This is a genomic window from Paenibacillus sp. J2R1T-4 (assembly GCF_059692235.1).
In genome coordinates this window covers 173841-186141 of the sequence record NZ_JCAUBA010000006.1, presented here as the reverse complement: position 1 = coordinate 186141, position 12301 = coordinate 173841, and the positions used below count along the sequence as shown (strand labels likewise).

The following is a 12301-nucleotide window of genomic DNA, read 5'->3' as shown; positions in this document are numbered from 1 at the left end:
ATTAGATGCGGGTATTACATACAGCGGACTGGCATCTGGGACGTTTGCTTGAAGGCCGCAGCAGGCTGGAGGAACAGGCCCAGTTTCTTGAGGAGCTAGCGGTGCTGGTCAAGGAGCAACAGATCGACCTACTAATGTTGGCAGGTGATGTATATGACTCTGTGAATCCTCCGGCTGCGGCGGAACAGCTGTTCTATGATACGATTGCTAGAATTGCCGATGGCGGGCGGTGTCAGGTTGTTGTTATTGCGGGTAACCACGATAATCCGGAGCGTCTCGCGGCTTCAGCTCCGCTCGCAGTACGTCAAGGAATAACGCTTATTGGAATGCCGACGGCAGATCCTGTGATGGTTGAAGTTGCTCGAACAAGGGAGATAGCCGTTATCGCGGCGCTTCCTTATCCTTCTGAATCGAGGCTGCGCGAACTGCTCACTGATGAATTCGATCAAGAAACTTTGCGAAGCGCCTATTCGGATCGGGTTACCGCTCTAATGCTGAGACAGGCGCAGGCTTTTGGTTCGGATAAGGTTAACTTGGCTATGAGCCATTTATATGTTCTTGGGGGCTATGAATCCGATTCGGAACGGCCCATTCAAGTAGGTGGCGCTTATACCGTCGATCCGAGAGCCTTTGATATAGGAGCTCAATACACGGCATTAGGACATTTGCACAGGCCTCAAGAAGTAAAAGGTCCCGCACGGATCCGGTACAGCGGCTCGCCGATAGGCTACAGCTTCTCAGAAGCAGGTCAAGCGAAATCAGTAACTCTGCTCGATGTTCGGCCTGGAGAAGCACCTGAGGTTACAGAGCTGTTTCTAACTGCCGGAAGACCGCTTGTTCGCTGGCAAGCCAAGGAAGGGCTTGAGCAGGTGCATCGGATGATTGATGAAGGTCGAGATGCAAGGGCTTGGATCGAGCTTGATATCCATCTGACAGAAACAATGGGAATGGAACAAATCCAGCAGCTGCGCAAAAGACATGCAGGAATTGTTACGATTCGACCGATCTATCAGAGCACAACAGAGTCTCAATCCGATGAAACGGATGTAAGGGAGAGGCTTCCTGCTGATGAATTGTTCAGGCGCTTCTATACGCGTCAGACTGGCGGTGCTGAAGCGGAGCCTGAGCTCGTCCAGCTGTTCATGGAGCTGCTGCTTGAAGGAAGTTCCGCAACAGATGAGGAAGGAGGAAAAGAAATTTGAAGCCGATTCAGTTAACGATCGCGGGTTTGCAGAGCTATCGGGATAAGCAGACCATAGATTTCACTAAGCTTTGCGATGCTGGTGTGTTCGGGATATTCGGACCTACAGGCAGCGGCAAATCGACCATATTGGATGCGATGACGCTTGCCTTGTATGGTGAAGTAGAGCGTGCGAGCGGTGGAACGCAGGGTATTCTGAATCATGCGGAGAACACGCTGTCCGTGTCTTTTACGTTCGAGCTTTCCAGTCCTTCGGGACGCGAGCGCTATCGTGTTGATCGTCAATATAAACGCAGCGGTGATACTTCTCTGCTCCAAACCGTAAGTCGGTTTGTCCAGTTGGGCATGGGTTTAACTGCTAATGGTGAATCTGTTGATGTTGAGGGGAGCGTAGTATTAGCAGATAAGAGTAAAGAAGTAACTCGCATGGTTCAAGAAACATTAGGTCTCTCCATGCATGATTTCACTCGAGCTGTAGTTCTTCCTCAAGGGAAGTTCGCCGAATTCCTGTCGCTGAAAGACAGCGAGCGTCGACAAATGCTTCAGCGCTTGTTCGCATTAGAAGCTTATGGGAACCAATTGAACGGAAAGTTAAGCGGACGCGTAAAGGCTTCGGAGTCCACCCTGAAGCAAATTGCAGCCGAACAGCAAGGGCTGGGCGATGCATCGGAGGAAGCGTTGATGACAGCGATAACAAGGCTGGATGAAGCGAGGCGCAAGGCGAAGCAACAGCGCGAGCGGTTGCACGCAAGTCAGACCCGGCGCGATGAGTTGAAACAGCACTGGGACTGGCAGCAAGAGCGCGACAAGCTTGGGCTTGAATTGGACAAGCTGGCTTCCCAGGAGGGGGCAATCGCGGACTGGGAACGATCCCTTCTGCTAGCAGAAGCGGCCGATCGGCTGATGCAGTTCCTGCGAGAGCGGGAGGAGACCGCACGCTTATCCGAGGCTGCCGGCCGCGAACAGGAGGCTGCGGCTGAGGCCCTGGCTGCGGCAACGAACGGGCATAGCGCCGCGGTTGCCGCACATGCCGCTGCGCAGCAGGCGCTGCTTGCGGGCGAGGCCGGACTATCCGTCCGGCTCGAGCGGCTGCGCCAGGCGCTGGCGCTGCAGCAAGAGCTGCAGCGCCTCGCGGCCGAGCTCGCGCAGCTGAATGCGGCCCGCGAGCAGACCGCGGGCGCCCATGCCGCGAGCACAGCGCGGCTGCAGCAGCAGGCGGAGCTGCGCGAACGCGCGCAGCTGAAGCAAGCTGAGCTGCAGCAGCAGCTCAAGCGGCTCGAAGTGCCGGCCGGGGACCGGCACAAGCTGCAGGCAGCTGCGCTCGACAAGCAGCAGCTCGCAAGCGCGGCGCTGCAGGCGGCCGAGCTGGCCGCCGAGGCCGCCCGCAGCGCGCAAGCGCTCGAGCGGCTGCAGCAGCAGCGCCGCGAGCTTGCAGCGCGCGACGCCGCGCTCGGCGCGCAGCTCGCCGCAGACGTGGCCGGCGCTGCCGCCGAGCGCGAGGCGCTGCGCGAGCTGGCGCGCGAGGCGAGCCGCCTGCAGGCGGCAGCCGCAAGCGAGCTCGCGCGCCAGCAGCGGCAGCGCCGCGAGCGCGAGACCGCGCGGCTCTCGGCGCTGCTGGCGGCGACGCTCGCGGAGGGCGAGCCGTGCCCGGTGTGCGGCTCGCACGAGCATCCGCGGCTCTCGGCCGAGCACGAGCATGCTCCGGCAAGCGCTGCCTTGCTCTTGCAAGACGAGCAGGCAGACGCCGCCATCGAGCAGCTCGAGCAGCTCCGTGAGCCGCTTCAGCAATTGCAGTTCAAGCTGTACCAACAGGCGGAGAAGCTGGATGAGTTGGCTGCGCGTTGGAAAGTTGACACCTCCAATTCAACCGCTCACAACGCTGAATCGTATGCAGAAGCGGCTGCTGCCCATGCAACCGTTATAGACCCGCCGATTGACTTATCAGCAGAGGCTTACTCTATTGCGTCATCAACAAGCGCAGAAGACTCTAGCTCCGTTACAATTCCGGTCATCACAGAAGCTGTCGCCAAGCTCGATGATCGCACAGCCGCAGCCATGAACCGTGTTGGCCGAATCGAGGAAGCGTTCAAGCTGCAGCAGCAGCAACAACGCCAACTGGAGCTGCTTCACAATGAACTTACAGCTCGTATGGAAACCGCTCAAGCTGCTTCTGCTAATGCTGCTGATAAGCAGCAAGCGCATCAATCGCATATCGGTCAGCTGCAAACCGCTTGGTCTGAGCGCTACGATGGCAAGTCCGTCGAACAAATCGAGCAAGAGTTATCTTTGCTCCATGATCAAGATCGTCAAGCGGAAGAGCTGCGAGAGCGATTGGCTAAGAGCGTTCCGTTCCTGGAGAATACAACGAAGCTAATGGATGACTTACATAAAGAGAGCGTACAATTGGAGAGGGAGCTTGTACAGCTCCATGCCCAGTGTGATGCCCGAACACATGCGGCAGAAGAGAAAGGCAAGCAGCTTCGAGAATGGATGGAAGATGGCGATGATGTTGCCAAGCAAATGAGTGACACGCAGTCACAGCTTCAAACGATCCGTGTTAATGAGCGATCTGCAAGACAACAGGTTTCCGAGCTGCAATCGTCCCTTCAACAATGTATTGAACGTCAGAGCACAGCGGCTCAAGCTAAACGATCGGCACACGAAGCAGCAGCCAAAGCTGACCGTTACTGGCAGGAAGCAATTAGCAGCACTATATTCACTTCTCAGAAGGAAGTGGAGGAAGCTAGACTGCCTGAACAAGAGAGAAGCTCGAGACAATCGAGCATTCTTCTTCATCGAGAACAAGAGCAGAAGTGCAAATTGAAAGTACAAACACTGGATGAACAACTGCAAGGCTTGGTCATTACGGAAGAGCAGTGGAATGAATGTCTGGCTGAATGGTTGTCTGCCAAAGAGCAGGATGAAGCTGCGCTGCAGGAGACAGCTAAGGCAGAACGAGATCTGGAAGATGTAGAAACGAAGCACGTGAAGTGGAGCCAACTCCAGGGTAGACGAACGGAGCTGGAAGTTTTACTTGCACGGTTGGCCAAATTGCAAAGTGTGCTTCGAGGAAACGCTTTTGTAGAATATGTCGCCGAAGAACAGTTAACGGTTGTAAGTCGAGCAGCCTCACAGCGCTTAGGCGATCTGACGGGGCAAAGATATGCGATTGAGGTTGATTCTACGGGTGGATTTCTGATTCGGGATGATGCGAATGGGGGTGTGAAACGTCCTGTTTCTACCTTGTCTGGAGGAGAGACATTCCTTGCCTCACTTGCGCTAGCCCTAGCGCTATCGGCACAGATTCAACTGAGAGGCCGATATCCGCTTGAGTTCTTTTTCCTGGACGAAGGCTTCGGCACATTGGATCAAGAGTTGCTGGAGTCGGTTATTGCCTCGCTGGAGAAGCTGTATATGGAAAGGTTAACGGTAGGGGTGATCAGTCATGTTCCCGAGCTTAGGGCCAGATTGCCCCGCAGGCTGATCGTACAACCTGCAGATGCAGAAGGCGGCGGAAGCCGCGTAACAGTTGAATCTGGTTAATGCACTGCGTTTTGAATCTAGTTGCATTTCGTTTTGAATCTGGTTAGTACAACGTTTGAAGCTACGTTCTTTCCCTAGAACATTAAGCTTTCTTCTGACATATGTAAGTTCAGCCAGTCTTCGAACGTATCCACAGGCATCGGCTTGCCGAACAAGTAACCCTGAATCTCGTCGCAGCCTTGCTGCTGCAGGTAGGCGTATTGCTCCTCAGTCTCCACGCCTTCAGCGGTCACCTTTAATTTGAGGGTGCGGGCAAGTACAATAATAGCGGTTACGATGGCGGCATCGTCGGCATCCTCGTGAATCCCGTTAATGAATGAGCGGTCTACCTTCAAGCCGTCAATAGGGAATCGCTTCAAATAACTAAGTGATGAATAGCCTGTTCCGAAGTCGTCGATGGATATCTTAACACCCATTTCCTTCAGATCGCGCAGCATCAGAATGTTACGATTGACATTCTGCATCGCTGCGCTTTCTGTTATTTCTAGCTCCAGATACTCAGGAGCTAGCTTCGATTCCCTTAAGATGCGGTGAACCAGCACAGGGAGATTCTGCTGTCTGAATTGGAGCGGTGATAAGTTAACACTGACCCGCAACGATGAATAACCTTCGAGCTCTTGCCACATCCGCACTTGCCTGCATGCTTTGCGCAGAACGAGCTCTCCTAAAGGCACAATCAACCCGGTCTCTTCTGCGAGCGGAATGAAATCAATGGGCTGAATAAGTCCGAGCTCTGGATGAATCCATCGGACAAGCGCTTCTACACATACTAGTTGTTCAGAACGGGTGCTTACCCGCGGTTGATAATAGACTACTAGTTCGTCTTTCTCCAAGGCCTTACGCAGCATAGCCTCCATGGCAAACCGTTCATAAGGCATCTGAACACCTTCTGGGGGGCTGTAGAACTGATAATGATTGCGGCCTTGCTCCTTGGCGCGATACATAGACACATCCGCATTCTTCATCAACTGTTCACTGGTTCTTCCATGATCCGGGTATAGGGCGACTCCAATACTTGTAGTTATGTACAATTCCTGTTCGTTCAGGATTACTGCATCTTGCAGAGACTGGAAAATAGCTTTGCATAAGTTGACGACATCCTCCATTTTCTCGAAGTGAGGGATCAGGATGGCGAACTCGTCTCCCCCCATTCGGGCTAATGTCGCTTTGCGCGGCAAGATAGCTACAATTCGCTCGGATACTGTTCGGAGTAAAGTATCCCCGGCTTCGTGCCCCATCGTATCGTTCACATGTTTGAATTTATCCAGATCCAAAAAAAACACGGCAACTGGTGAAGATTTAGATTTTGTTTTTTGCAGAGCAGTGTTCAATCTATCTTTGAAAAGCTCTCGATTAGGCAAGCGAGTCAAGGTGTCAAAGAAAGTCATACGGTTAAGATTCGTTGATACTCGGCTGATAAAGATAATGAGCAACAGCAAGCTCAACACGATAAGGAACGTATCAAAGGAAAAAAAAGAGCCGCCCTGTGTCAGATTAAACAGGAACAGTGCGAATGCCCCGAAGAGACTAAGAACGAGCGTGGAGCCGATCCCAGTTTCGGAAGCATAAAGAGGCACGATGAACAACAATAGCCAGGTAGGCCTCAGATTCGACATCCAATCCGGCAATACGAACACCATAATCAATAGCAATAAATCAACAGCCATCAGCAGAAAAAGCCCAGGCATTTTCATAAAACGGGTCAGATCTTGAACCGAGAACGCTCTCCACAAGAGGAAGGTTGTGAAGGCAATGGCCAGGCCAGCTATGAGCAGAAGCACCGATTGTGGGTCTCTTCCGTAGAGCAAAAACAGGAGTATCGGTACTATGGAATGACCGAGCGCAAAAGCTTTGGCGTTCTTATGAATCATGATACACCCCTAAACATGATGGAATTACAAGTGCTGCTCTTATAAAAATAAAACTCATTTTCAGATGATAGAAAGAAGTAGAAATATTTTCTAGTTACCCTTTAGGAAATTATAACTGATTTTAGGATCAGATTCTATGACAAAACTATATAATTTGTCGAATCTTGTTTGAAACTGCTCTACAATATGTAAAAACAGATTGTTAACTGGAAAACTCTGTTATACAATCCTTTTGCGGTTTGATAGTATGTTAGAGAGTAAGATTAGGGCTCCAGGCAACGGTTCTGCACGATTTAATACTTGTCGAAAAGGTGAGTTTGATGAAGAAGATCACTCTAGTCAGCGCCGCTATTCTTCTATTCCTATTGATTCAAATATGGTTTCTATTTCTAACTTTCCGCTATCCTCATACTGGTATTTTAATAGGGCAGGACAAACAGAACCAATGGGTGATTACGGCTTTTGAAGAGAGTGCTGTATCGTCTAGAGTTGGAATGGAAATTGGTGATCGTGTTGTTAGTGTGAATAATAAGCCGACTGAGGAACACTTCTCGGTGAAGAAATGGCGAACGATCGATCAAGCGGATCGAATGGTCATCGAACGGAGCGGTGTCATAACGGAAGTTACCATGGAGAGGACTAGAAGCTTCATAGATTACATGTCGCTGACTGCGGAGTTCGTCTGTTTCAGTATCTCAGCAGCTATCCTGCTTACTATGAGAAGCTCTCGGTCGGCGATCTATTTAGCTGTTGTATTCCTAACGATTGGGCTAATCTTTATGAGTCTGCTAGCTTCCATTCGAGGTGATTATTTAGGAAAAGTGATCATCAACACTTCAATGATGGTACTTCCAGTCGTATTCTATCATTTCTTGCATGTTTTTTTTCTTGAAAAAGGCCATGTGCGGTCTTCGAAGAAGTTCCTCCATACGTTGTATGGGGTAGTATTGGTGACGTTTTTTTTACGCTTGATTCTTTTCAGTGCAAGTGATGCTTACCCTTATTATGCTTATAGCAATACAATTACGATAGTTGTCTTCTTGTTGGGGATGGGCTTGAATTTCTATAGCTTAACATCAATGCTCATAAGACATTGGAGAACGAATGAGGCCGTAAGCCAACTGATCAAAGCCGTATGGCTATCCATTCTTATCTCTTTTTTCCCATTTTCCTTCTTGTCTTTTTTGCCCATCCTATTGTTCAAACAACCTTGGGTTTCTACTTTTCATACGGGTATCGTAATTTTGTTTTTCCCTCTATCCTTTACTTATTTGATCGCTACCAAGCAGTTGTTTGATATCCATATTGTCCTTCGTCGACTGTCGATGACCACTGTTATTGCCTTAGTCCCAAGCTTGCTGATTACTGCCCTGGATATGAGCATTTATCGTAATGAGACTACCCTTGCGCATGCCTTCTCCTTGTTCTGTGTCGTCCTGTTCATAATTTCGATCGTACTATATGCCTTGGAGTATTTCTCTACCAAATTAGAACGCATCATGTTCCCGCGCAAGCATGTCTTACAATCAGCCTTGAAAAAAATTTCCAAGCGGCTTGGGACGATAACTAGTTTTCGCGAGCTAAAAGAAACGATCCTGGTGGACATCGTTACAGCTTTACAGCTGCATGGAGGTGCGATCGTATTCCGGTATAAAGAGGAACATGAGGTGTTCGGGGTTGGGCAGATTGATCTGGCTGAGGTCGAAAAGCTTGTAAGGGAAGAGCACGAGGAACATCCTGAATATTTAATCTACGAGCTCAATTCTAATGAAGAGTACACCGGTTATTTGATTATTACACGCAAAAAAACGAACACTCTGCTAGGAATGGAGGATTTGCAATGGTTGAATCTGATTATCAGCTACTTATCCGTCAGTATTGAGAATATATTCCTGATCCGGAAGCTCACCATGAAGCTGGAGCATTTGGCTGCTCAGATGCCGAGTGAGCATGACGCCAAGGACTTGACCTGGTTCCGCAAGCTGATGTTCGAATTACAGGAGAAGGAACGAATTCGAATGGCTAACGATATTCACGATACGACGATGCAAGATTTATTTTTCTTGAAACGACGACTTCATAATGTCCTGAGCCGATCCATTCAAGCAGAGGAGGACAGGCAGCAGATGACCGGGTTAATTGACTACTTGGAAGTTATCAATACAAATTTAAGGCAGAGCTGCTTTGAGCTTCATCCCCACTTACTGCGTGAAATCGGTCTGCTGCAGACGCTTCACAAGTTAATTGAGCAGGAGCGCGCGGCTAGTCCATTCGAGATTGAACTGTTTACGGAGCAGGCGGAAGCTGCAGAGCAATTCAACCTGGATTCCAAGAGGCACATATTCCGTATCACGCAGGAACTGTTGAATAATGCTAAAAAACATTCATCTGCTAACAAAGTAATTATTCAATTATATTGTGTCGGCGGGTTATTCTATTTATCCTATGAGGATGACGGAATCGGGTTCGAGCCGCTTTTTGCAGGGAATGAAACGAATCTATCAGGAATAGGAGTGGAACAGATGCGCAGCCGTATCTTAACCATGAATGGGAAACTTGAGCTGATCTCCGGGGTTGGGATTGGAGTTAAGATTACAATTGAACTCCCGATGCAGGAAGGGATGGATACATAAATGAAACACTATAACCGGGAAGAGCAACTACTAGCCCTGCAGAGCATCTCGGAAATATTAAACCGATCCAACGAGACTCATGAAATGCTACAGGCGGTCCTGATCAAGCTGCTCGAAGTAACAGGACTTACAACCGGCTGGATGTTCCTTGCGCACGAGGAGCCTCATTATACTTTTATTGCTAGCAGCGGGTTACCTCAAGCGCTGAGTTGGGGAGAAGCAACCCCGATGTGCACGGGCCGATGTTGGTGTCTGGACCGCTTATGGGATGGGCGGTTAAGCCGCGCAGCCAACATCATATCCTGCAAGCGCATTGAGAACGCTGAGAAATACATGTGGGGGGACACGGAGAATATTGAACACCATGCCTCTGTTCCTTTAAAGGCGGGGGATGAACTGATGGGGGTGTTGAATCTCGCCGCACCTGGAAAAAAGCATTTTTCAAATGAAGAGCTTCTTTTGTTGCATACAGTTGCCTATCAAATCGGCTCTGCAATCAAGCGCACTATGTTCTTTCACTCAGAACGCAGAAGAGCGGATCGTTTAATGAAATGGAATGAAGCATCTCGGTTCATCTCAGAAGGGATTGAGACCGGACTTCTACCAGAGCAGATCGTGCACGGGATTGGCACGTCATTCGGTTGGCCTAATACAGTTCTGTTCTTACATGATGGACAAGCTTTATACTTAAGTGCGCGGTATTGTTCGGGCAATAGTATTTCAGAGGGTGTCAGGATGAGTCTCTCGAATATCAATCCGGTGACTACTGCGTTTACTGGGTCCACTACGGTGCTCCAGATTCATAATGTAAAGCCCTATCAAGAGCTGGAGGCCGTAGGGATTAAACCGTTCCAATCGGCGCTCTCCGTGCCTCTCTATCGGGCTAATTCGGTCTTTGGCATCCTGCTTGTAACAGATGAGCAGCCGCGTCAATTCGATCAGCAGGATGCAGAGGTGTTAGAAGCTTTATCTGCACAGCTTGCTCTTAGTATGGAGAAAGCGAAGCTAGTCATTCAGCGCCGCGAATTAGCCAAGCAAGAGGAGCGTCATCGGCTCGCAAGGGATTTGCATGACTCCGTGTCGCAAACTTTATTCTCGCTAACACTTACGGCTCGCGGCGCTGCCTCACTGCCAGAAGGAAACACAGAATTACTGAAGAACACTCTGCTAGAGATGCAAAATTTATCTCAGCACGCGCTGAAGGAGATGCGCTCGCTAATCGCCAATCTTCGCCCTCCAGGCCTTGAGCATGGACTTGCAACAGGTTTGCAGAAATATGGGGAGAAGCTTGGGCTGAACATAGCGACTAATGTTACAGGAATTCACGAGCTTCCGCAGACGGTAGAAGAAGCGTTATGGAGAATCGGACAAGAGTCTATGAATAATGTGAGTAAGCACGCACAAGTCAATGAGGCGAAGCTCACCCTTCATTACAAGAGTGAAAGTGTGCGGCTGGAGGTTTCGGATCAGGGTAAAGGCTTTGTTCCCGGTCGTTCTGCATCGGAGGAGGGACAATCTGCAGGTATGGGCTTGGTCAGTATGCGGGAGCGTGCTGCTATGTTGGGAGGTTTTGTCCATATTATCAGCAAGCCTGGAGCAGGGACAACGATTGTAATTGAAATCCCATTCATTCGGAGTGAACCTATATGAATCGAATTAAACTTTTATTAGTGGATGATCATGCTATTTTATTGAAAAGCCTTGGATTCTTCTTGAATACACAACCGGATTTGGAATTGACTGGTGAAGCGCGAAACGGCGAGGAGGCTCTGTTGAAGGCAGTAGAATTGCAGCCTGACCTCGTCTTAATGGACATGCTCATGCCTGGAATGAATGGAATCGAGACTACAAGACGGATGCTTGAGCTTGTCCCTGGAATGAAGATTCTCGTTCTCACGAGTATGGCTGAACAGGATTATGTGCGCTCGGTGCTGCAAGAGGGAGCAATTGGTTATTTGCTCAAGGATATAGAGCCCGATCAGCTCGTTGAGGCAATCCGCGGTGCGTATCACGGCAATGTGCAATTGCATCCCGAAGTGAAGAACCTGCTCTTGGCCGGACTGACTTCTGCTCCTGTTGAGAAGCAGCAGGCAGTCACCGGATCGGATGCAGTCCTGTCAACTCTTACATTACGAGAGAAGGAGGTGCTATCGCTTATTGCTAAAGGATTAAGTAATAAAGAGATTGCAGCCTCCCTGATCATCTCGGAGAAAACGGTGAAAACTCACGTTAGCAACATACTAGGGAAATTGGAGTTAGATGATCGCACGCAAGCGGCATTATTCGCGGTAAAGAATGGTTTTGCATAGCCAGGAGCAGGTATTAGACTAAGCCTCCTACATCCATAGTCTTAGACAGGTCCGCTATCAGGCGGACCTATTTGCGTATGACCGATTACACCCATTGGCTGAAGCTTTGGATCCTGGATCATTGTACGATGGGTCTAAGAATAAATAGAACGAACATCCAGGAGGCGAATGGATATGAAACTGGTAGGATTCAACGGCAGCTTGTCATCAACATCAAATACGGTTAAGGGAGTAAAGGCTGTGCTTCAATATTGCAGGGAGCGTGGCGAAGAAACAATCCTGTTCGATCTGAGGGAAACCCCTCTTCCTCTGTTCCACCCTGAAAAAAGAGATGAACGAGCAGATGAACATGTATACAGGTTCATTAGTTTGCTTGATGAAGCAGATGGAATTGTGCTTGGCAGTCCGGAATACCACAACATGATGGGAGGCTCCTTCAAAAACGCGATGGAGTGGGTGGGGGGGAGACAATTCAAGAACAAACCTGTAGCCCTTATATCCGCTACTGGTGGACCATCCTCCATGACAACTCTTGGAGCGATGCAAGCGATGATCAGAAGTCTGCATGGCTGGGTTATACCGGTGCTCGGTTCCATTCCAGGCAGTACGGAATTCAAGCCAGGCGGAGAGTTCAAAGATCCTTCGATGCAGCTTCGGTTTATGAATATGGGGGCGGAGTTGATCACTATGGCCGCGCTGCTGAGACAGAAACGGCTTGACTGGGAACCGCCTGGAGGGCTATAA

General features: G+C 49.7%; 7 protein-coding genes. 6 read left to right on the top strand and 1 reads right to left on the bottom strand.

What is annotated here, in order from left to right; genetic code table 11:
* Positions 1 to 5 precede the first annotated feature (5 nt).
* A complete protein-coding gene (locus tag AC58QD_RS12955; RefSeq protein ID WP_497333765.1) occupies positions 6 to 1202 on the top strand; it encodes an exonuclease SbcCD subunit D in 1197 nt (398 codons plus the stop codon).
* Positions 1199 to 4744 (top strand): SbcC/MukB-like Walker B domain-containing protein, encoded by a 3546-nt coding sequence (locus AC58QD_RS12950; RefSeq protein WP_497333763.1) that lies wholly within the window; start codon positions 1199 to 1201, stop codon positions 4742 to 4744. The genes AC58QD_RS12955 and AC58QD_RS12950 overlap by 4 nt, the downstream gene beginning before the upstream one ends.
* Positions 4745 to 4818: 74 nt before the next feature.
* Here the strand turns inward: AC58QD_RS12950 and AC58QD_RS12945 are convergent, their stop codons facing one another.
* Complete coding sequence (locus AC58QD_RS12945) at positions 4819 to 6615, bottom strand: putative bifunctional diguanylate cyclase/phosphodiesterase (RefSeq protein WP_497333761.1); 1797 nt, start codon at positions 6613 to 6615, stop codon at positions 4819 to 4821.
* A 320-nt stretch (positions 6616 to 6935) separates the two neighbouring features.
* Here AC58QD_RS12945 and AC58QD_RS12940 point away from each other — a divergent pair, with 320 nt between their 5' ends.
* The 4 genes from AC58QD_RS12940 to AC58QD_RS12925 all read left to right on the top strand — a co-directional run bounded on the left by AC58QD_RS12940 (position 6936) and on the right by AC58QD_RS12925 (position 12301).
* A complete protein-coding gene (locus AC58QD_RS12940) occupies positions 6936 to 9248 on the top strand; it encodes a sensor histidine kinase (RefSeq protein WP_497333759.1) in 2313 nt (770 codons plus the stop codon).
* Positions 9249 to 10898, top strand: coding sequence for a GAF domain-containing sensor histidine kinase (locus AC58QD_RS12935; RefSeq protein ID WP_497333757.1), 1650 nt, complete (start codon positions 9249 to 9251; stop codon positions 10896 to 10898).
* Positions 10895 to 11557 (top strand): response regulator, encoded by a 663-nt coding sequence (locus tag AC58QD_RS12930; RefSeq protein WP_497333755.1) that lies wholly within the window; start codon positions 10895 to 10897, stop codon positions 11555 to 11557. Before AC58QD_RS12935 ends, AC58QD_RS12930 begins: the two co-directional genes overlap by 4 nt.
* Positions 11558 to 11731: 174 nt before the next feature.
* The gene (locus tag AC58QD_RS12925; RefSeq protein ID WP_497333753.1) at positions 11732 to 12301 is read left to right on the top strand and encodes an NADPH-dependent FMN reductase; all 570 of its coding nucleotides are present in this window, start codon (positions 11732 to 11734) and stop codon (positions 12299 to 12301) included.

Bases quoted from the DNA above. Each gene is read 5' to 3' on its own strand.
- AC58QD_RS12955 (WP_497333765.1), top strand. From the start codon at position 6: ATGCGGGTATTACATACAGCGGACTGGCATCTGGGACGTTTGCTTGAA.
- AC58QD_RS12945 (WP_497333761.1), bottom strand. From the start codon at position 6,615: ATGATTCATAAGAACGCCAAAGCTTTTGCGCTCGGTCATTCCATAGTA.
- AC58QD_RS12940 (WP_497333759.1), top strand. From the start codon at position 6,936: ATGAAGAAGATCACTCTAGTCAGCGCCGCTATTCTTCTATTCCTATTG.
- AC58QD_RS12935 (WP_497333757.1), top strand. From the start codon at position 9,249: ATGAAACACTATAACCGGGAAGAGCAACTACTAGCCCTGCAGAGCATC.
- AC58QD_RS12930 (WP_497333755.1), top strand. From the start codon at position 10,895: ATGAATCGAATTAAACTTTTATTAGTGGATGATCATGCTATTTTATTG.
- AC58QD_RS12925 (WP_497333753.1), top strand. From the start codon at position 11,732: ATGAAACTGGTAGGATTCAACGGCAGCTTGTCATCAACATCAAATACG.